The sequence below is a fragment of the Lederbergia wuyishanensis genome (assembly GCF_022900255.1).
GTDB lineage: Bacteria > Bacillota > Bacilli > Bacillales > Bacillaceae_C > Lederbergia > Lederbergia wuyishanensis.
On the sequence record NZ_JALIRM010000012.1, the window covers coordinates 98,869 to 119,478 of the forward strand.

Below are 20,610 nucleotides of genomic sequence, written 5' to 3' on the forward strand. Positions count from 1 at the left end.
TCCTATTGATTTGTAGGAGGATTTTTATTTTGCATTAATGGAGGCGATAATGATGGATGAGGACCCGGATAATTGTATGTTCATAATTGTATATCGGCAACTGAGGGTAATTGAATTTCATGTTAATCTTCGCCATTCATTGTCACCAAATATAGAATGGAAGTTACCCTCATAAGATTTCATGCATTTGGGGGTTGTAACAATGACGCAAGAATTAAAAATGGCATTAATTAATGTCGCAGTGTTTGAAGAGTTTATCGAAAGGTATCAACCATATGATTTGGCTGAAATGGTCATTGAACTGGAGTATAATGAACAAATAGACTTTTTCACAATAACTCCATCTTCACTAGGTGCTGAAATAATTGAATATCTGGAGCCCGAACTGCAGTATAGAATAATAGATCATTTAGCTGAAGATCATGCAGTAGAACTAATCAATCATATGTCGAGTGATAAAGTGGTTGATTTGCTGTTGGCCATTCATCCACATCAGACAAAGAGATTAATTGATTATATACCGACAGATTATCGCGAAAAAATTAAAACATTAATGACATACGAAGCAGAAACTGCCGGAAGTCTTGCGACGGTTGACTACATTGGTGCGAGGAAAACTTGGTCGATCGATTATACGTTACGGCATATTCGAAAAGTAGGTCACGATGCTGAGCTTGTTTCATATATTTATGTTATCGATACTCATGGAAAATTAGCCGGAGTTGTGTCACTAAAAGAAATTATTTTAGAAAAACCAGAGACAAAATTAGAGGAAATCGTAACTGAAGAAGTTATTTCCGTTACTATTGACATGCATCAGGAAGAAGTTGCTGAGATTTTAGCAAAGTATGATTTTGTTGCTATTCCAGTAGTTACAAATGATTCCCGAATGATAGGTATTATCACGGTTGATGATTTGATTGACGTTATTCACGAAGAAGCGACAGAAGATATTCAGAAATTGGGAGGAAGCCAACCATTAGAAGAACCTTATTTTAAGAACTCTGTTTGGAGCGTTTTTAAAAAGCGGATTGGATGGTTACTCATTTTATTCGTAGCTGAAGCTTATACCGGAAATGTGTTAAGGCATTATGAAGAAACACTTAATGAAGTGATTGCTTTATCCTTTTTTATTCCATTATTAATTGGGACTGGCGGAAACTCTGGTACACAAACGGTTACTACCTTAGTTCGTGCGATGGGTGTAGGTGAGGTAGAATTTAAAGACATTTTCAAAGTATTGCGTAAAGAGCTCTCGACTGGTATTCTTCTTGGAGCAGTAATGGGGTTAGTCGCATTTATCCGTGCACAAATTTTGGGTGTAGGCTTTGATATTGGATCTGTAGTAGCTATTACTGCGATTTGTATAATTATTTGGGCCTCGATTGTCGCTGCTGTTATGCCTTTAATTTTACATAAATTAAGGGTAGATCCTGCAGTAGTTTCAGGACCGCTTATTTCGACTCTAGTAGATGGAACAGGATTAATTATTTATTTTACAATGGCAAAACTTTTACTTCATTTAGTTTAAAGGTTTTTGGACATAAATTTGCAAAAATTCCTCCTCCCATGTATATTTTATTACGTTGAATAATATTGGTAGGAATACTAGGAATTACATAGGGGGATGGAAATGCTTAATAATAAAAGACTTTTATTTTCACTTGTAGTAATTATAGCAATATTTTTTGTTTCAGCTTGTGGTGCTGGAGACAAAAACTCAGCTGGCACAAAAAAATCCGACGTAGATAAAAATTCTTGGAATGCAATTAAAGAAAAAGGAAAAATCATTGCTGGTACTTCCGGGACACTTTATCCTACATCTTTTCATGAGCAGGGAACTGATGAACTTACTGGTTATGAGGTTGAGATATTAAAAGAACTTGCTAAAAGATTGGATGTAGAAATAGAGTTTAAGGAAATGGGCTTTGATGGGCTTTTAACTTCCTTAAACAGCGGAGTAATTGATATTGCAGCAAATGATATAGAAATTACGGATGAAAGGAAAGAGAAGGTATCTTTCTCAGATCCATATAAATTTTCATATGGTACAGCAATTGTCCGTAAAGACGACCTATCTGGAATTAAAACATTAGATGATTTAAAAGGAAAAAAATCTGCAGGTGCAGCTACTTCCATCTATATGCAAATCGCTCGTGAGCACGGTGCTGAAGAAGTCGTTTATGAGAATGCTACAAATGAAGTATATCTTCGTGATGTTGCAGTTGGTCGAACAGATGTTATTTTAAATGACTATTATTTACAAACATTAGCTCTTGCAGCATTTCCAGATTTAAATATTACGATTCACCCTGATATTAAATATCATCCGAATGATCAGGCGATTGTAGTTAAAAAGGATAATAATGATCTCTTAAATAAAGTAAACGATGTATTGAAGGAAATGAAAGAAGACGGAACAATTAGCGAATTATCAAAGAAATTCTTCAATGGAGCGGATGTTTCCGTAAAACAAGATTTTGATTTTCAGTAAGTTGGAGGTTGAAAAATGAGCAATATCCAATGGCAATATATTTTCGACCTTCCACTTGCCATTAAATCCTTTCCATATGTACTACAAGGAATATGGTACACTATCCTAATTTCATTCGTAGGAATGGCTGTTGGATTACTGATAGGATTCTTTTTAGCACTTGGGCGAATGTCTAAGCATTTGATATTAAACGTGCCATCTCGAATTTATATTTCTTTCATGAGAGGAACACCGATGCTCGTATTTTTGTTTTTATTGTATTTCGGGCTCCCTATGGTAGGAATTGAGTTCAGCGCAATTACATGTGCCTTGATCGGATTTAGTTTACATTCTGCAGCCTATATGGCTGAAATTAATCGTTCGGCATTAACATCAGTTAATAAAGGGCAATGGGAAGCTTCTAAAGCTCTCGGCTTTACTTATTGGCAAACAATGAAATTGATCATTTTGCCACAAGCTACTAGAATTGCTCTGCCACCTTTATCAAACGTATTATTAGACTTGATAAAAGCATCATCACTAGCTGCCATGATCACGGTTCCCGACCTTTTTAATCGTGCCAAAATTGTCGGGGGCAGGGAATTCGATTATATGACAATGTACATTCTTGTAGCATTGATTTATTGGGGCATCTGTTCGATTGTTGAGCTTGGACAGTCATATCTTGAAAAACGATATCAATATAGTGAATGAAGAGAAGCCGGGTTGCTTCTCTTTTTTTAGTGCCTAGAAATAATAATAATCGAGCAAGAATCGTAGCAGAAGTAGGAAGCTTTTGCACAGTTGAGCAACGAATGAGACGAATTCGTTGCAGAAGTGCGAAGCATTGCACAGTTGAGCAACGAATGAGGCGTATTCATAGCAGAAGTGCAAATCATTAGCACAGTTGAGCAACGAATGAGACGAATTTGTAGCAGAAGTGCGAAGCATTGCACATTTGAGCAACGAATGAGACGGATTCGTAGCAGAAGTGCGAAGCCACTGCACAGTTGAGCAACGAATGAGATGAAATCGTTAGGAAGTTCCAAAATTTCCACAAATGTGTTCCGGATAACGTTAAGGTGCTTTTTAAACTAATAATGTAGGCGGGAGATTGAAGCTAGTAGGATGATTTGGCTCAGCTAAGGCGTGAGATCTAGTAAAAAAATAGCCAGTTAGCAAATATACTTTTGAGTTAGAAAAAATTATAAATGTTAAACATGTAAACTTCTCACCGTCCAAATTTCTCTCTCATCGTAACGTCTTTGTCATTTTTATCTTAGAATTGCTTTTTCCAAAAAAGGTATAATGAAGATAACGATTAAAAGGAGGCGGAGAGTTGGATAAATTTGGAGGCATTTCAGAAGAACGAATTCGTAAGGCTTATGAAGAAGGAGAGTTTGATAATCTCCCTGGATTAGGTAAACCGCTGCCAAAGGATCCATTGGCTGGTATTCCGGATGAGTTAAAAATGGCTTATAGATTGATGAAAAACGCCGGGTATTCTCCTGATGAAATGGACGTAAAAAGAGAACTAATGACGATTGAAGACTTAATTCGTAAGACAGAAGATGAAATGGAAGCTGAAAAATTGAAACGGCAGTTAAATGAAAAAATTCTACAATATAACAGTTTGCTTGCAAAAAAAAGGATTAAAACAAACTCTTCCGTTTTTAAACAGTATGAGAGCAAAATTGAAAAAAAGTTTTTCTACCCGAAAAGTGATTGAAATTTGCTTCTTTCTGTCGATATATAGAATAAGACATTTATAAAGTTTAGGGTGAAGCATATGGATAGAACATCACTTATTGGATTAATTCTGGGAGTAGTAGCGGTTGGTGTAGGGATGGTATTAAAAGGTGTAAGCCTTATATCACTTATTAACCCTGCAGCGATATTAATTATCATAGTTGGTACAACGGCAAGTGTAGTTACCGCATTTCCAACTACAGAAATAAAAAAAGTTCCAAAACTTTTCGGAATTATATTTAAAGATAAAAAGACTTATGAAGCGAAAGATGTCATTCTCGAATTTTCCGATCTTGCACAATTAGCTAGAAAAGAAGGTTTGCTCGCTTTAGAATCTTCAATAGATGAAATTGAAGATACATTTATGAAGAACGGATTAAGCTTGGCGGTAGATGGCCACAGTGCGGATTATATTCGTGATGTATTAAACGAGGAAATTGACGCAATGGAAGAGCGGCATTCAGTCGGTGCTTCTATTTTCTCACAAGCTGGTACATACGCACCAACGCTTGGTGTTCTTGGAGCGGTTATTGGGTTAATCGCTGCTCTTGGAAACATGGATAATACTGATGAGCTTGGTAAGGCTATTTCAGCGGCGTTTGTAGCGACAATGCTAGGGATTTTTACAGGATATGTTTGGTGGCATCCATTTGCCAATAAATTAAAACGTAAATCTAAAGAAGAAGTAAGAATTAAAGAAATGATGGTTGAAGGTATTTTATCCATATTGGAAGGAGAAGCGCCACGTGTAATAGAGCAAAAATTGGCTTCTTACCTGCCTGCCTCAGAGCGAAGAGAAATATTTGAGGAAAGTGGTGAAGGTAATAATGTCCAGGCGTAGAAGAGAAAAAAAAGAAGAGCCGCATACAGACGAAACATGGCTTCTTCCATATGCCGATTTACTGACCTTGCTCTTGGCGTTATTCATCGTTCTCTTTGCAGCTAGTTCTGTAGATGCTCAGAAATTCCAAAAGTTATCTCAGGTTTTTAACGGTATTTTCCTTGGTGGGACAGGTCCAATCGACTTTCAACAGCCTATAGAAAATGATGATCACAGCAAAGATAATCCAGAACCTATAGAAGAAGAAAAACAAGAGGAAAAAGAAGATAAGACTCCTAAAGAAGATGAAGTTATTCTCGATTTAGAAGAACAGAAAGAGCTTGAAGCAATTCAGTCTAAAATCAATGCGTATATTCAAAAAAATGACTTTCATAATAAATTCGATACGTCTTTGACTACAGAAGGACTTTTACTAACGATACGTGATAATGTTCTTTTCCAATCTGGAAAAGCAGAAGTTCGGGAAGAAGATAAAAAAACGGCAAAAGAATTAGCAGTTTTACTAGAAATGGAGCCGCCTAGAAATATCATTATTAGTGGACATACAGATAATGTTCCTATAAAAAATGCCCAATTTCAATCAAACTGGGAACTTAGTGTGATGAGGGCCGTTAATTTTATGAAAATTTTACTTGAAGATAGAAATCTGGATCCTAAGTGGTTTAGCGCAAAGGGATATGGTGAATTTCAACCGATAGGAAACAATGCGACCGAGGCTGGGAGAGCAAAAAATCGACGAGTTGAAGTTTTAATACTGCCCCGAATTAAAAATGGGGAGGAATAAGAAAATCGGGGACTTAATCGAAATGATTATTCCCCGATTTTCTTCTATATAATATTTCTTGGGAAATACCTAAGAAATGTTGAAACATGTCGAATTTATATGTTTTAGCTATTATCAAACATTAATTCTGCGAATGTTCTACCAAATTCAAGACATTGTTCAAGCTCGGCATCTTCAGGATATAGGTCAATGACTAGGTTAGGAAGAAGAACCTCGGCACCTAATAATGTTATTTTTTCTGTGAAAAAGCGTAAAGCTGCGCCGTAAGTAGATCCATAATATGAATCTCCTGAACCAAAAACTGCAGCCTTTTTCCCCGACAAATCAACATGATCTAGTTCCTCAAAAAAATCCATAAATTCATTGGGAACCTCTCCCTCCCACGTATAGGTGCCAATAATAAAACCATCATAATCAAGTAAGTCAGTCGGAAGAGAGTCGAAAGCTTCTTTAACCGTCAGCTCTACATTCATTTGCTCCAAACCTTTTATTACTTCTCCTGCAAGCATCTCAGTGTTCCCAGTCATGCTTGTGTATATTAATATTATTTTTTTCATGATTCCCACTCTTTCAATATGCTCCTACATTATTTTATCAAAAAAGAGCGAAAGAAATTATCACAATCATGTGAAGGTCGTAGGAGGGACACAGTTATATCATGAGCTTTACATATTTTGACACAAAAACTTTTAAATTATGTTAATATTATTTAAAAATAACCAATTTAGAAAAGGAAGTATAATGAAAGAGATTGCATGGCTTTTAGGAGCTTACTTACTAGGAAACATTTTAACTGGTTATGTTTTAGCAAAGTTTTTTTATCACAAAAATATTCACAATGAAGGGAGTGGTAATGTAGGGGCTAGAAATGCGGGCAGGATTTTTGGCAAAAAAGCTTTTGTTATTACATTTTTTGGTGATGCCGCCAAAGGGGCAATAATAGTCTTGATTACGAAGTGGCTCGGATTTAGTGTCGACTTACAAATACTTGCTTTATTAGCGGTAGTTCTCGGTCATATTTATCCAATATTATTTCATTTTAAAGGTGGAAAGGGTATGTCTACTTTTATTGGTGGGCTATTGGCTTTTCATCCGTTATTGTTTTCTGCATTTGCAGCTGTCTTTATATTATTTTATATCATTTTAAAAAGTTTAACATTAGCAGGTATGGTTGCCGTAGCATTATTGCCAGCTATTATGTATTTTTTCCAGTTTAATATATATCCAATTTTTTATATTATTTTACTTTCTGCCACTGTAATATTGGCACATCGGCAAAATATAAGAGATAAAATTTTCAGTGAAAGGAAAATCAGCTGATGAGCTTGATTTATAAAATTGCTACTAAAGCATCGGAATTTGAACAAATTTTAACACTGAATTATCGTACGTTTGTAGAAGAAATTCCACAACATGAAGGAAATAATTCACGCACTTTAATAGATAAATTTCACGATGAAAATACATATATCGTTTGCATGAAAGAAGAACAAGTGATTGGAATGATATGTGTACGCAGTAACAGGCCATTTTCATTGGACGGAAAAATCGGTGAAGTTGAGCAGCATTTACCTGTGGCCGTTGAAAATCCTTGTGAAATTAGGCTTTTAGCAGTAGATCCGGAATATAGAAATGGAAGAGCTTTTTTAGGTTTGGCGCAAGCATTAATTCGTTATTGCTTAAAATTAGGATACGATGCAGCACTTATATCAGGAACTACACGTGAGCAAAAGCTCTATGGTCAATTGGGATTCCAGCCATTTGCATATTTAACTGGGGACGATAAGGCAGCCTTCCAACCAATGTATCTTACTAAAGCAACTTTTGATGAAGGAATTGCTGGGAGAATATTAAAGGAGCAGATAAATTTTTTACCTGGACCTGCAACCATTTCTGAATCTGTAAAAACAGCACTTTCTGCATCTCCTTATTCACATAGATCCAAAGGCTTTGAAATTCTTCTTCAAACTGTACAAAAGAAATTAACAACATTAGTGAATGCAAAGTATGTTCAAATTTTACACGGTACAGGTACTTTGGCAAATGATGTGGTAGCTGGACAATTATCGTTGTTGCCTAGAAAAGGGTTGATTTTAGTCAATGGAGAGTTTGGAGAGCGCCTTGTCAATCATGCAGAACGATTCGGTCTCGATTTTGATGTGATAGAAAACTCTTGGGGCTTTCCATTTGAAGAAGAACGTATTGTTGAAGTTATTAGAAAAGAAGAGTACAGTTGGCTATGGGCGGTACACAGTGAAACGTCAACTGGAGTGCTAAATGATATTGATATGCTCAAAAAAATATGTCAGTTATACAATTTGCAGCTGTCTCTAGATTGCATTAGCTCGTTAGGAGCGGTCCCACTTAATTTAGAAGGTGTATTATTTACTTCCGGAGTAAGCGGGAAAGCGTTGGCAAGTTATTCAGGTTTATCATTTGTTTTTCATAATGTTGAAGTGCATCCGAATAAAAGTCTGCCACGTTATTTAGATCTTGGAGCATATTCAGTAGCAGGAGGCATACCTTATTCTCAATCTTCGAATCTAGTAACTGCACTTGCCGAGGCGCTAAAAAGATACGATTACCCTGAAGAAGAGTATGAAATAATTAATCAACGCTATCAATTAATAAGAAATGGCGTGGAAGAAGCAGGCCTTACAATTTTATCGGAGAAAAATCATTCAGCTAATACCATCATGACGGTATTGCTACCTGAGGATATCAGTGCAAAAGAGCTTGGAGATAATTTGTATTTGAATGGATACAATTTACATTATGAAAGTTCATACTTAGTCGCTAAAAATTGGATGCAAATTTCTTGTATTAATAATGTCGAAGAAAATGACATTAAAAAAATGCTTTCAATTTTAAAAGGTCTTTGTAATGCGGATAGAGAGCCTTCCGTAACTTGATTTATAAAAAAGTGCTGGGTACGTAAACATAGGAGTCGAGCCGGTAAAAAGGTGTTCTATTACTTTTATTGGTACCTGTTTTGGACCAACCTTGACAGCATTTATTAACCTTAAGAAATACAAATCTATGAAAATTATCCCTTTATATGCAAACAAAAGAACTGCACCTTTTCCTAGGGCAGTTCTTTTATAAAGGAAATATATAGAATTACGCCTTACGAAGTCGACCAAGTTCTTCTGCTAACGCTTGCATCTCGCTTGGGCTAAAATTATTCTTTCTCATAACCATTTCATAAATTTCATGAAGTTCTTCATACATTTCAGAATCCATACTTTCTGATTTGATTGCTCCAATATTAACCATTTTCATCTTTGTAACAATTTCATTTACCATATATTCAATATTTTCAGGTGTGTTTTTAGATAAATCCATACTATTTCCATCCTCTCTGTCATCCATAATCCTTATACTTTCATGATGACAGGATGTTGTCAATAATAAAATACCTTTCCCTGGGAAAAGGAAAGGTATTAATACATATTATCCGGCTTTTTTCATTTCCTCTTTTTCCTCTTTGATCGTTTTTAATACTTTTCTTGTTTCATGAATGACTACTCCAGAAAGACCTAATAGTCCGATTAAGTTTGGAATGGCCATTAAGCCATTCATAATATCTGAGAAGGTCCAAACAATTTCTAATTTGATTATTGCCCCAATGAACACAACTAGTACAAAAACGACACGGTAATAGATAACTATTTTTGAATTAAATAAATAGGAGAAACATTTTTCACCATAATAGGACCAACCAATAATCGTTGAAGAGGCAAAAAACAAAAGACCAAGTGCCACAATAATTGAGCCTGTATTACCGAGAAAATGAGCAAAAGAAACAGATGTTAAGTCTCCTGCCTGGATAGAAGTGTCACTGTATAATCCTGCCATGACAATAGTAATTCCAGTAATGGAACAAATAATAATCGTATCAATAAATACTTGAGTCATGGAAACGAGAGCTTGCCGACCAGGTAAATCCGTTTTTGCGGCGGCTGCAGCAATTGGGGCTGAACCGAGCCCTGCTTCGTTGGAAAAGACCCCACGTGCAACTCCATAACGAATAACAGCTCCTATTGCACCACCTGCAACAGCTTTTCCAGTAAAAGCATCAGAAAAAATGATACCGACTGCATCTGGGATTAATTTAAAATTCATTACTAAAATAATAAGTCCGCCAATTACATAAAATATTGCCATGAATGGAACGAAAAATGAAGTGACTCGTCCAATACTTTTAATTCCTCCAATAATGGCTAGTCCAGCAAAGACCATTAGCACTAGTCCAGTCACTGCTGGAGGCACATGGAAGGTTGTGTTTACCACTTTAGAGACAGAATTGGATTGAACGAGATTCCCGATTCCAAAAGCTGCAATTGCACCAAAAGTAGCAAATAAGATTCCTAACCATTTTTGTTTTAATCCTCGTTCTAAGTAGTACATTGGCCCGCCAGACATTTCACCGTTTTCGTCTACAACTCGGTATTTTACTGCCAATATTGCCTCTGCATATTTTGTTGCCATTCCAAAAAATGCAGATAGCCACATCCAAAGTACAGCACCAGGGCCACCTAAAAGTACCGCCGTCGCAACACCAACTATATTTCCAGTACCAACAGTAGCTGCAAGCGCTGTCATTAATGCTTGAAAATGAGAAATATCACCTTCGGAGTTTTTATCCTGTTTAAAACTAAAAGCAAGTTTTAACGAATAGGGTAGAAGTCTTAACTGCAAAAATCCGAGTCTAATAGTTAAGTAGATTCCAGTACCGACAATAAGGATAAGCAATGGTATTCCCCAAACATGGTCACTAATTGTTTCTAATACTTTTAAGACCTTTTCTGACATCGTAGCTTCTTTTGCCATTACATTCTTTCCCTCCTTTTTATCTTGCTTCAACTTAAATTATTCTGAAAAATATAAGCATATGTCAAGTTTTATCTAATTTATGTTTTATTGTAGTTAAGAAAGATAGATAGTTTTCAAAAAGTTTAATGTTTTGCAAATGCTGACACGACTGCTTTCACAACTAATAAATAATGATTAATGATGCCTAAAAGTTGGCAGTTCTTTTCTCAAGTAACTGTCTAATTTTTGAGGCCAGATTTCATTTCTCATTATTAATATTTATTTAAAACAATTACTATGTTTGAGAAAAGGACCTAAAGGTAAAACATATAGCAAGCTTGACTTCATGAAATTATTGAGGTGGTATGATGGGAAAAGCTAGGTTAAAACTAAGAAAAGAAAAAAATCATTTAATGAAATTTTTAAAACCTTTAATTCAGAAAATATTAGATAATGATGTTGCAGGAATGGCTGCACAGCTTGCGTATTTCTTTTTACTTTCCTTATTTCCACTACTATTTTTTGTAGTAACATTGCTTCCTTTTACCCCTTTAACACAACATGATATTTTTAACTTAATTAAAGATGTAGCCCCGGCTGAGACCATCTCGATGATTGAACGGACACTCAATGAAGTAATGCAGAATCGAAGCGGGGGATTATTGACAATAGGTATTATAGGTACGCTTTGGTCTGCTTCAAATGGTATGAATGCACTCATGAAATCCTTAAACAGGGCCTATGATGTACAAGAAAAAAGATCATTTATTGTTGCAAGGTCCCTTGCCATCGTCTTTACATTTGCGATGATTTTCGTGTTTATACTAGCGTTGTTGCTACCGGTTTTTGGAAAGCAATTAGGGATTTTTATTTTCTCAACCTTCGGATATTCGGATATGTTTTTAAAAGTCTGGAGTGTGATCCGTTGGGCTTTAACACCTGTAATATTGTTTATCGTTTTTTTAGCAATTTATTATATAGCGCCAAGTATTAAAATAAAATGTCTCACTGCTGTACCGGGGGCAATTTTCTCTAGCATTGGATGGCTCATTGTCTCACTAGGATTTTCTTTTTACATTTCCAAGTTTGCAAACTATTCGGCCACATACGGAAGCATCGGGGGGATTATCATATTAATGTTATGGTTTTACATTACTGGAATAATCATTATGGTGGGTGGGGAGATTAACTCTCTTGTATCACAAGAAAAAGATAAATGTTAAATGAATGGAATAATACTTAAATGGTACAAACTAATATAACATTTAGATTTTTGTTTTCATGAAATTGAGAGGAATTGAATGCATTGGTTAATAGAATTTTTCTTATAGTCGTATTCATTGGATTTCCTTTAATCGTAATCGGTTCGCTTTTGCATTTCCCAAGTGTATTAATGTTTGGGCTTTCCTGTATTACTATTATCGGACTTTCCAGTTTTATGGGGAGGGCTACTGAAAGCTTGACAATTGTAGCTGGTCCGCGGATTGGCGGACTATTGAATGCCACTTTTGGTAATGCAGTAGAGCTTATCATTTCTATTTTTTCATTAAAAGCGGGGTTGATCGGCGTAGTTCTTGCTTCATTAACAGGTTCCGTTATTGGAAATCTATTGCTCGTAGCAGGGTTATCTTTCTTCATCGGGGGACTGAAATTTAAAAGACAAAATTTTAACGTGTTCGATGCTAGGCATAATTCAGGCTTACTAATGTTTGCTGTGATTGTAGCATTTATTGTGCCAGAAATGTTTTCAAAAAATATGAATGAAACAAGGACGATTACGTTAAGTATTGGTGTTTCTATTATAATGATTATCCTTTATGTACTTGCATTGTATTTTAAATTAGTTACTCATAGAGGTGTTTATAATTCAAAGGAATCAGAAAAAAATATTGAACATGAAGATCCTGAATGGGGAAAAGGAAAAGCGATTATTGTCTTAGGGCTGGCGACATTAGCTGTAGCTTTTACTTCAGAAAGGCTAGTTCATACATTTCATGAAGTGGGAACAAAATTCGGGTGGAGTGAACTATTTATTGGGGTGATCATTGTAGCCATTGTCGGGAATGCAGCTGAACATGCTTCTGCAATCTTAATGGCTTTTAAAGATAAAATGGATGTCGCTGTTGAAATTGCAGTTGGCTCAACCTTACAAATTGCAATGTTTGTTGCACCGATTCTTGTAATTACTTCATTATTTTTCCCTGTTTCCATGCCACTTGTTTTCTCTGTTCCCGAAATTGTAGCGATGGCTACCTCTGTATTGTTAACAATTGTGATTGTAAACGATGGGGAATCAAACTGGTTTGAAGGAGCCACATTACTTGCAGCATATTTTATAATGGGAATTGGATTTTATTTGCTCTAATAATGGGGACGGGTCCAATGGGGACAGGTTCAAATGAACCAGGTCCTTTTTAATTATGTGGGAAAACCAAGAAAAAAGATAAAAGATGGAACATGGTTGAAAAAGGGGAACTTATTTATTTAGGGAAATCAAATTAGTTTTGAAGGTGTCACATTTAGTTACAAGATATTTTATCAGGATATTGGTTTTTATTTGCTCTATTGTTGGATAATCAGACTACTTTCTGAAAAACATAAAGGTAAATAATGAAAGGGGTTTGCCTTTATGAAACATATTCGTTATGGATTACAGTTAATCCTTATTTTACTTTTAATACTCTCAGGACCAGCTGATTTTATCTTTGCTAAAGGGCAATCAAAAGGGTCCATTCAACTGCCTTCATCTGTAGTAAATATAGCTAAAGAAAATACTATCCCGAACGAAATGGAAGACTTAATTTATTTAAAACCAAGTAATTTTACGAAGGAATTGTTTAAATCATCAAATGAAACAATCGAAAATCCAAATTTAATTCGAATTTTAAATGAGTCATCCATTAACAAGTCGCCGCTTTCGATTGGAACACGTGCAACTATTTATATGGGAGAGTGGCCATTAAATTATAAGTCAGCTGAAACAATTCCAAATTGGCAATATCAAAAAATAAATACAAATGTTTATGACAATACTGCGGGGAAAATGAACCATCAAATTAATTATGTACAACAAGTGCAAAAGAGAATTAAGGGCGGATTAACTGGGAGAGTCCCTCATCCAGAAGATGTTCAAAAGATGATTCTTATAAAAGCAATAGACAAAACAAATCTCCCGTTAGCAACGGAAACAGTAATCGGCGCTGGTACGAAACATTCACAAATTTACAATGTTCATCCTAAACGAGTCGGATATTTACATGCCTATATTCCTGCGATAATTGAAAAAGGGGAAGTAACGTACGGGGAAGTATATTTAGTTATTAGAGGAACAAAGCGAAAAATCGTCGTAAAAAACGTTACTTCCCAAAAAATTGGAGCATGGCTTCCAATTCAAGATCATCTAACATTTTCTTTCACTGCAAATTAATTGAGGACGGGGCCAAAGGGGACAGGTTCAAATGAACCTGTCCCTTTTATTGTCAGGCATGATTTTTTTGCTATGGAAAAATCTAAAGAAAAGGATGAAAGGCGGAAATTGAAATGAAAAAATGGATTCTTATATTTCCGGTTCTGTTTCTTATGTTTTTTCATGCAGCAACTACGCATGCCATATCCAATCAACCGATTCATTGGGGGTTCAAAAAAGGAGCTAACGAAAAGCAAGCGGATGCCGGAGAAAAATATGATAATCTTCTTGAGAAATATGGAGCTTTTTATAAAGGGAGTGCTGACCAAAAAATATTATATTTAACATTCGATAATGGCTACGAAAATGGTTATACTGCAAAAATATTAGATGTTTTGAAAAAGGAAAAAGTACCTGCAGCTTTTTTTGTTACGGGTCACTATTTAGACAGTGCTCCTGATTTAGCAAAACGGATGGTCGATGAAGGACATATAGTGGGAAATCATTCATGGAGCCATCCAGATATGACGCAAATCAGTGATGAAAAGATTAGAATAGAGCTCGATAAGGTAAAAGAGGAAACGAAAAGGATTACAGGTCAATCGGACATGCAATATCTAAGGCCACCTCGCGGAATATTAAGTGAACGGACCCTAAAAGTAGCTCGGGACTCGGGCTATATTCATGTATTATGGTCATTAGCGTTTAAAGACTGGCAAGTCAATCAACAAAAAGGCTGGAAGTACGCATATGACAATATTATGGCACAGGTCCATCCGGGTGCAGTCATGTTATTACACACAGTATCCAAAGATAATGCGGATGCCCTCGAAAAAGTTATTCAAGATTTGAAAAAGCGTGGTTACGTATTTAAAAGTCTGGATGACTACATGCTGAAAGAAAAAGTGAAAAATCCGATCATTGCCCATTGAAGATTTTGCGCATTCTTTCTTAGATATGATTGGGGCTTATATAGATAATCTATCCACACTAAGTGAAAAAACTCCTCCTCCGGTGGTATAATGATAAAACATTTAACCATACGGAGGAGATATTTGTGTGGCAAGAAAAGATGGAGTTTTCTGGACCATATGATTTTGATTTGGCTTTGAGCAGATTAGCAATGGATCCGCTAAATATTGTGAACCAAAAAGAACGGTCCGTTAAAGTTCCTATTTATGATATAACGCCTGAAGTAGCGACAGTTCAGGCAATAGGATCCACGGATCAACCCGCATTTCTTATTAATGGTAAAAACTCTAATACTAAATCAGCAGTTATTGAAAAAATATCGAAAGTATTCCAATGGACAACACCCTTAGCGGAAATACAAAATCATTTTATATCAACATCTTTAAATAAGATTTTCGAAACTCATAGAGGAACTCCAATTGTTTTAGATTTTTCACCATTTACGACACTCGTAAAATCGATTATTCATCAACAAGTGAATATGAAATTCGCTATTTCATTAACTGAAGAATTCGTTAAAACATTCGGTTTCCAAATCGACGATGTATATTTTTATCCATCACCTGAGACAATTGCTACTATACAACCAGAAACGTTAAGAGCTTTAAAATTCAGTCAGAGGAAAGCGGAATACATCATCGGCTTAGCCGCACAAATTGTAAATGGTGAAATTAATTTAGAAAAGTTGTCAAAGCTGTCTGATGAAGAAATAATAAAATCATTAGTAAAAATACGGGGAATTGGACCTTGGACAGCTCAAAGCTTCCTACTTTTCGGGCTTGGAAGACCTAATTTATTTCCTTTTGCCGACATAGGTTTGCAAAATGCAATAAAAGATCTCTATAGACTGGATCGAAAACCAACTAAAGAAGAAATGCTAGAATTTAGTAATGAATGGCAACCTTACTTAAGCTATGCCTCCCTATATTTATGGAGAAGTATTGAACCGCCAATTAAAGAATTAATAGTAGAATGAGATGATTTTATGATAAATTCGAATGAAATAACAATCAAAGTAAATCAACAATTCCCACTTACAATTAAACGACTTGGAATCAATGGGGAGGGAGTTGGCTATTTTAAAAAGAAGGTCGTATTTGTACCAGGTGCACTTCCAGGTGAAGAAGTAGTTGTAGAAGTGGTAAAAGTCCATCCTAAATTTTCGGAAGCTATTGTAAAGAAGGTCCGAAAACGATCTCCTTTTAGAGTGAAAGCCCCTTGCCCTGTTTATGAACAATGTGGAGGGTGCCAGCTTCAGCATTTGCAATATGACCAACAGCTAAATGAAAAACGCGATATATTAATCCAAGCACTTGAAAGACATACGAGATTTGCATTAGAAGATTTAGATATCCGTGAAACAATTGGTATGGAAGATCCTTGGAAATATCGTAATAAAAGCCAATTTCAGTTACGTGAAATGAACGGACGAATTATCGCAGGATTGTACAGTATGAATTCACATCGACTAATCAGTGTACCTGAGTGCATTGTCCAGCATCCTGCAACTAATAAAGTGAACAATGTGATGAAGAAAATTTTTGAAGACTTTAAGGTGCCCATTTATAATGAAAAAACTAAAAAAGGAATTGTGAAAACAATTGTAACCCGTGTAGGCGTGCAAACAGGTCAAGTTCAAGTAGTCATTGTAACTGCTGGGGAGAAGCTTCCACGTAAAGAAGTAATAGCTGAAGAAATAAAGAAGCGACTTCCAGAAGTAGTATCCGTCATGCAAAATATTAATCCAAAACAAACATCGCTTGTGTTTGGCGAAAAAACACTTAATATAACGGGAAAAGAATTCATTGATGAGAAAATGAATGAATTTACATATGAACTCTCTGCCCGTGCATTTTTCCAATTAAATCCCGAGCAAACTGTGAAGCTATACGATGAAGTAAAAAAAGCAGCAGGGCTTACCGGAAAGGAAAAAATTGTAGATGCCTATTGCGGTTCAGGTACAATTGGCTTATGGCTAGCTGAAGATGCCGCAGAAATTCGTGGAATGGATATAATACCTGAATCAATTGAAGACGCGAAGAAAAATGCCCTGAAACATGGTGTTACTAAGGCAAAATATGAAACCGGAAAAGCTGAAGATATTTTACCAAAATGGCTAAAGCAAGGGTGGCATCCAGATGTAGTCATTGTCGACCCTCCACGAACAGGTTGTGATCCAAAATTTTTACAAACACTATTAAAAATAAAACCGAAGAAATTTATTTATGTTTCCTGCAACCCTTCTACCTTAGCGAAGGATTTGCAATCCATAAGCCACATGTATGAAGTTAAGTATATTCAGCCTGTCGATATGTTTCCTCAGACAGCACATGTGGAATCAATATCGAAACTTGTTTTAAAAAAGTAAAACAATAATAAACATCTTCAATCTGACCCGGTATTCGTGAAAATAAACATTTCCGATATCCGGGTCTTTTTCTGTCTGATCCTTACATGAATCTATTATCGACATGGATTGTTTGAGTATTGTACAAAATGAATAGGACTATTGAATCCAGCGAGGATGGATATTTATTTTGGAATGTGAAATCGATTGGATTGAAAACATCAGAAATTTATGTCGAAAAGTAGTTCAATACTAACGCAGTAAAGTCGATGTTTGTGGTCAAATTATCTTTCCTTTAAGTAAAAATATATTACTAGTATGGATTCCCTTTATTTATGAGGTAATTTATAAATAACTGGAGTCATCAAAGATACGGCAACCAGACAAATTGTGCTATACTCTATAAGTTAAAAAAAGAAAAGGTGGTATTCATTATAAACATCGTTTGTACCGGTTATGGTGTTGTTGCACCTAATACAACTAACATAGATCAATTTTTGTCTAACTTAATAAATGGCGTATGCTGTCTGGACGTTTATGAAGGAGAAGGTCCCAATAATGAGACGAACATTTTGGGGTTGATTAAGGAAGAATTGGATGAGGATAAGAAGCTAAAAAGACTTCCAAGGATAACAAAACTAGGTATTAAAGCAGCAAAGGAAGCCATTGAATCTGCTAGATTAGAAGTTAAAGACAAAAAAGTTGGTCTTTTCTTTGGTATTTCACTCGGGGCCATCCGGGAAGATGTTTTCCAGGATTCCCTTCTCTATACACACCAAGATCAATTTCGGAAAATCCCCATCACCTTAGCTCATTATTGCAACTATCACAGTATTACTGCTGCAATCGGACATGAAATTGGTACAAATGGAATCACAAGGACCATTTCGACTGGATGTACCTCCAGTTTAGAAGCGATTGAGGAAGCGATGGTTTATCTTAAGAGTGGAAAGATCGATGTAGCCATTGTTGGTGGAAGCGACAGCCCGATTTGCAAAGGAACAACCTATGGATTTGCGAAAACAAGAGTCATTCCTTTGGATCAGTCCTTAGAAGAAGGAGCGGTTCCCTTTCAAGAGAGTAGTAAAGGGTTTGCGATGTCCGAAGCATCTGGTGTCATTGTATTGGAAAGGGAAGAAGATGCAGTCAATCGAGGAGCTAATATTAGAGGGGAAATTGTCGATATTATTTCTAATAATGATGGAATCTATATTTTCTCTTTGGATGAAATAGGAGACCAAATGAAACAGGCATTACAAGAAGTAACAGAGAATCGAGTTCCGGATTACATCAGTAGTCAAGCACTTGGCATTCAAATCAACGATCAGATTGAAAAAAGATGCTCGAAGGAATTATTTGACCACAAAATACCGTACACTTCGATTAAAAGCATGTATGGAAATCCATTTGGAGTTACCGGAATCCTACAGGTTATCGCTTCTCTACTGAGCATTGAGCATAGCTTTATTCCTCCTACCATTCGGACATCAAAGGCTGGTTACGAAGAGATGAACATTATTACACAGACAAAATTTCAAGAAGTAAACGAAGTGGCTATTACTAACCATGGATATGGTGGTAATAATGCATGTGCTTATATCAAAAAATGTTCTGAGTAATGACCAGGGAGTGATTATTACGGTTATCGGATTGTTAATTTGCACAATTGGACTCATACCGATTGTGTTAGCGATTAATATCAAGAAGATATATAGAGAGTCCAAACTGTCCAGAGGGTTATTTTTCTATATGATCTTTATTACGGTATGGCAGATTGATATAGGGGTTCTTTATTTTAATGAAGTATGGAGTGAAAAAACGGTTCTTTTTCTCTTTAAGCTCTTTCGAATAGGTCCTACTTTTGCGGTTGTGATGATTTTTTATATTGCCTACCTGATTTTAGAAGGTGAGCCAACTACACAGGGCAATCACAAATGGTTAAATAGAAACATTAAGAAACTATTCAACAAGAAAATTCTCAATCTACTGATTACCCTTAGTTCCATTATCTATCTTATAAATTGGACCGATTTAGGAATCTCTGGCTTGGAACTGAGGACTGGAAGTTATTCATCTATCAGTTTTTATTTTCCGGCGTATGGACCATTTCATCTGATATATATTTTGTATGAGGCTAGTTTTATATTTATTTTGATATCCGTTTATTTGCTTTCAAAGACAATCGTAAATACTTTTATGATGAATTTCGTTAACATATTTTCAATCTATTCCCTTTTGCTTTTTTTTACGGGGTTTCTTAATTTCTCTCCAGAAACAGGAGCTGTATCCAGCAGCATTGCTGTAATCATTTTTTGTACGTTAATCATGTTCGAATTTGTAAAGCTGAATAACAATATGAAGCTGGACTACTATCAATTAATGCAAAGACAAATGAAGCTGGATTACACAGGCAGTTTGGCTGCGAGCTTAATACATGAGGTCAAAAATACGAATCAAATCATAAAAGGTTTTTCTAAGATGCTGGACAAGAGTGACTACATGACAGAAAGAGATCGAGGCTCTGTCGATATGATTTTGAGATCATCGGAACATTTAGGCAAACTCGCTGATAACTATAAAGAATATATGAAGACTTCGAAGATAGAATTGAAAATAGATGATGTAGAGTCAGTAATTAATAATGCCATTGATTTTTCACAGGAAATTTTGAATGAAAACCAGGTGAAAATTGAATTCACAAACCATTACAAGCCACTTAAGGCTTTTATAAATAAAACATATCTTGAGCAGGTTTTCATCAATCTCATCAAAAATAGTGTCGAGGCGATTCCGGCCAACAGGGAAAGTAGGAAAATAAGCATTAAAACCGAAATTGTTGATAATAATATCGTTATACATTTTTCAGACACAGGAAAAGGAATCCATATTGAAAACTGGAAAAGCGTTTTTGATCCTTTTATGTCTTTTAAAGATAAAGGGATGGGATTAGGACTCCCTTTTGTCAAAAAGATGATTATTGAGCATTTAGGGAATGTCTATATCGTTGAAAGTTCTCCCGAAGGAACCCGTTTCCTAATTGAGATACCACAGAATGGAATATTAAATATGCAGTAATGATAAGAATGGAATCCGCTTGAATAAAGCGGGTTCTTCTTGGTAACAAATAGCAATACATGCAATAAGTCGGATAGTCAGCTCTGTTAGTAATGGTATATTATCCCTATTTACGGGTGAATTGAAAATCGTGATAATTAGAACATTG

19 protein-coding genes are annotated in these 20,610 nt (G+C 35.7%); 16 read left to right on the forward strand and 3 right to left on the reverse strand.

All coding sequences use genetic code 11. From position 1 onward, the window contains the following. The first annotated feature begins 202 nt into the window (after positions 1-202). The 6 genes from mgtE to motB all read left to right on the forward strand — a co-directional run bounded on the left by mgtE (position 203) and on the right by motB (position 5,847). Entirely contained in the window at positions 203-1,531 is a 1,329-nt protein-coding gene (gene mgtE / locus MT489_RS16455) for a magnesium transporter (RefSeq protein WP_244682656.1), read from the forward strand. A gap of 102 nt (positions 1,532-1,633) precedes the next feature. After that, positions 1,634-2,494: a transporter substrate-binding domain-containing protein gene (locus MT489_RS16460; protein WP_370876412.1), complete on the forward strand. Its 861-nt coding sequence runs from the start codon at positions 1,634-1,636 to the stop codon at positions 2,492-2,494. A gap of 15 nt (positions 2,495-2,509) precedes the next feature. Further along, the gene (locus MT489_RS16465) at positions 2,510-3,187 is read left to right on the forward strand and encodes an amino acid ABC transporter permease (protein ID WP_244682658.1); all 678 of its coding nucleotides are present in this window, start codon (positions 2,510-2,512) and stop codon (positions 3,185-3,187) included. Positions 3,188-3,812: 625 nt separating this feature from the next. Then, a complete protein-coding gene (locus MT489_RS16470) occupies positions 3,813-4,202 on the forward strand; it encodes a DnaJ family domain-containing protein (protein WP_244682659.1) in 390 nt (129 codons plus the stop codon). 60 nt (positions 4,203-4,262) lie between these two features. Continuing rightward, the gene (gene motA, locus MT489_RS16475; RefSeq protein WP_244682660.1) at positions 4,263-5,063 is read left to right on the forward strand and encodes a flagellar motor stator protein MotA; all 801 of its coding nucleotides are present in this window, start codon (positions 4,263-4,265) and stop codon (positions 5,061-5,063) included. Then, on the forward strand, positions 5,050-5,847 hold the full coding sequence (motB, locus tag MT489_RS16480) for a flagellar motor protein MotB (RefSeq protein WP_244682763.1): 798 nt from the start codon (positions 5,050-5,052) through the stop codon (positions 5,845-5,847). Before motA ends, motB begins: the two co-directional genes overlap by 14 nt. A gap of 104 nt (positions 5,848-5,951) precedes the next feature. Here the strand turns inward: motB and MT489_RS16485 are convergent, their stop codons facing one another. After that, positions 5,952-6,404 (reverse strand): flavodoxin, encoded by a 453-nt coding sequence (locus MT489_RS16485; protein ID WP_244682661.1) that lies wholly within the window; start codon positions 6,402-6,404, stop codon positions 5,952-5,954. 184 nt (positions 6,405-6,588) lie between these two features. Between MT489_RS16485 and MT489_RS16490 the strand changes: the two genes are divergently transcribed. Further along, positions 6,589-7,167: a glycerol-3-phosphate acyltransferase gene (locus MT489_RS16490; RefSeq protein WP_244682662.1), complete on the forward strand. Its 579-nt coding sequence runs from the start codon at positions 6,589-6,591 to the stop codon at positions 7,165-7,167. Next, complete coding sequence (locus tag MT489_RS16495; protein ID WP_244682663.1) at positions 7,167-8,759, forward strand: GNAT family N-acetyltransferase; 1,593 nt, start codon at positions 7,167-7,169, stop codon at positions 8,757-8,759. The genes MT489_RS16490 and MT489_RS16495 overlap by 1 nt, the downstream gene beginning before the upstream one ends. A gap of 208 nt (positions 8,760-8,967) precedes the next feature. Here the strand turns inward: MT489_RS16495 and MT489_RS16500 are convergent, their stop codons facing one another. Both MT489_RS16500 and MT489_RS16505 read right to left on the reverse strand, forming a co-directional pair. After that, a complete protein-coding gene (locus MT489_RS16500; RefSeq protein WP_244682664.1) occupies positions 8,968-9,192 on the reverse strand; it encodes a DUF1128 domain-containing protein in 225 nt (74 codons plus the stop codon). A gap of 108 nt (positions 9,193-9,300) precedes the next feature. Beyond that, positions 9,301-10,662 (reverse strand): alanine/glycine:cation symporter family protein, encoded by a 1,362-nt coding sequence (locus tag MT489_RS16505; RefSeq protein ID WP_370876413.1) that lies wholly within the window; start codon positions 10,660-10,662, stop codon positions 9,301-9,303. A gap of 368 nt (positions 10,663-11,030) precedes the next feature. On the opposite strand from MT489_RS16505, the gene MT489_RS16510 reads away from it, so the two are divergent. The 8 genes from MT489_RS16510 to MT489_RS16545 all read left to right on the forward strand — a co-directional run bounded on the left by MT489_RS16510 (position 11,031) and on the right by MT489_RS16545 (position 20,462). Then, positions 11,031-11,885 (forward strand): YihY/virulence factor BrkB family protein, encoded by an 855-nt coding sequence (locus MT489_RS16510; protein WP_244682666.1) that lies wholly within the window; start codon positions 11,031-11,033, stop codon positions 11,883-11,885. Positions 11,886-11,968: 83 nt separating this feature from the next. After that, entirely contained in the window at positions 11,969-13,027 is a 1,059-nt protein-coding gene (gene cax / locus MT489_RS16515) for a calcium/proton exchanger (protein WP_244682667.1), read from the forward strand. 264 nt (positions 13,028-13,291) lie between these two features. After that, positions 13,292-14,089: a YfkD famly protein gene (locus MT489_RS16520; protein WP_244682668.1), complete on the forward strand. Its 798-nt coding sequence runs from the start codon at positions 13,292-13,294 to the stop codon at positions 14,087-14,089. Positions 14,090-14,202: 113 nt separating this feature from the next. Beyond that, the gene (gene pdaA / locus MT489_RS16525) at positions 14,203-15,000 is read left to right on the forward strand and encodes a delta-lactam-biosynthetic de-N-acetylase (RefSeq protein ID WP_244682669.1); all 798 of its coding nucleotides are present in this window, start codon (positions 14,203-14,205) and stop codon (positions 14,998-15,000) included. 125 nt (positions 15,001-15,125) lie between these two features. Continuing rightward, on the forward strand, positions 15,126-16,016 hold the full coding sequence (locus tag MT489_RS16530; RefSeq protein ID WP_244682670.1) for a DNA-3-methyladenine glycosylase family protein: 891 nt from the start codon (positions 15,126-15,128) through the stop codon (positions 16,014-16,016). 9 nt (positions 16,017-16,025) lie between these two features. Then, the gene (rlmD, locus tag MT489_RS16535) at positions 16,026-17,408 is read left to right on the forward strand and encodes a 23S rRNA (uracil(1939)-C(5))-methyltransferase RlmD (RefSeq protein ID WP_244682671.1); all 1,383 of its coding nucleotides are present in this window, start codon (positions 16,026-16,028) and stop codon (positions 17,406-17,408) included. 401 nt (positions 17,409-17,809) lie between these two features. Then, entirely contained in the window at positions 17,810-19,006 is a 1,197-nt protein-coding gene (locus MT489_RS22355) for a beta-ketoacyl synthase N-terminal-like domain-containing protein (protein ID WP_244682672.1), read from the forward strand. Next, on the forward strand, positions 18,972-20,462 hold the full coding sequence (locus MT489_RS16545) for a sensor histidine kinase (protein WP_244682673.1): 1,491 nt from the start codon (positions 18,972-18,974) through the stop codon (positions 20,460-20,462). The genes MT489_RS22355 and MT489_RS16545 overlap by 35 nt, the downstream gene beginning before the upstream one ends. Positions 20,463-20,610: the final 148 nt, after the last annotated feature.

What these genes read in the sequence shown, in the direction of transcription:
- mgtE (WP_244682656.1), top strand. Translation starts at nt 203, where the DNA reads ATGACGCAAGAATTAAAAATGGCATTAATTAATGTCGCAGTGTTTGAA.
- MT489_RS16500 (WP_244682664.1), bottom strand. Translation starts at nt 9,192, where the DNA reads ATGGATTTATCTAAAAACACACCTGAAAATATTGAATATATGGTAAAT.
- motA (WP_244682660.1), top strand. Translation starts at nt 4,263, where the DNA reads ATGGATAGAACATCACTTATTGGATTAATTCTGGGAGTAGTAGCGGTT.
- MT489_RS16485 (WP_244682661.1), bottom strand. Translation starts at nt 6,404, where the DNA reads ATGAAAAAAATAATATTAATATACACAAGCATGACTGGGAACACTGAG.
- motB (WP_244682763.1), top strand. Translation starts at nt 5,050, where the DNA reads ATGTCCAGGCGTAGAAGAGAAAAAAAAGAAGAGCCGCATACAGACGAA.
- MT489_RS16520 (WP_244682668.1), top strand. Translation starts at nt 13,292, where the DNA reads ATGAAACATATTCGTTATGGATTACAGTTAATCCTTATTTTACTTTTA.
- MT489_RS16505 (WP_370876413.1), bottom strand. Translation starts at nt 10,662, where the DNA reads ATGTCAGAAAAGGTCTTAAAAGTATTAGAAACAATTAGTGACCATGTT.
- pdaA (WP_244682669.1), top strand. Translation starts at nt 14,203, where the DNA reads ATGAAAAAATGGATTCTTATATTTCCGGTTCTGTTTCTTATGTTTTTT.
- MT489_RS16465 (WP_244682658.1), top strand. Translation starts at nt 2,510, where the DNA reads ATGAGCAATATCCAATGGCAATATATTTTCGACCTTCCACTTGCCATT.
- MT489_RS16495 (WP_244682663.1), top strand. Translation starts at nt 7,167, where the DNA reads ATGAGCTTGATTTATAAAATTGCTACTAAAGCATCGGAATTTGAACAA.
- MT489_RS16460 (WP_370876412.1), top strand. Translation starts at nt 1,634, where the DNA reads ATGCTTAATAATAAAAGACTTTTATTTTCACTTGTAGTAATTATAGCA.
- rlmD (WP_244682671.1), top strand. Translation starts at nt 16,026, where the DNA reads ATGATAAATTCGAATGAAATAACAATCAAAGTAAATCAACAATTCCCA.
- MT489_RS16510 (WP_244682666.1), top strand. Translation starts at nt 11,031, where the DNA reads ATGGGAAAAGCTAGGTTAAAACTAAGAAAAGAAAAAAATCATTTAATG.
- MT489_RS16490 (WP_244682662.1), top strand. Translation starts at nt 6,589, where the DNA reads ATGAAAGAGATTGCATGGCTTTTAGGAGCTTACTTACTAGGAAACATT.
- MT489_RS16545 (WP_244682673.1), top strand. Translation starts at nt 18,972, where the DNA reads ATGCATGTGCTTATATCAAAAAATGTTCTGAGTAATGACCAGGGAGTG.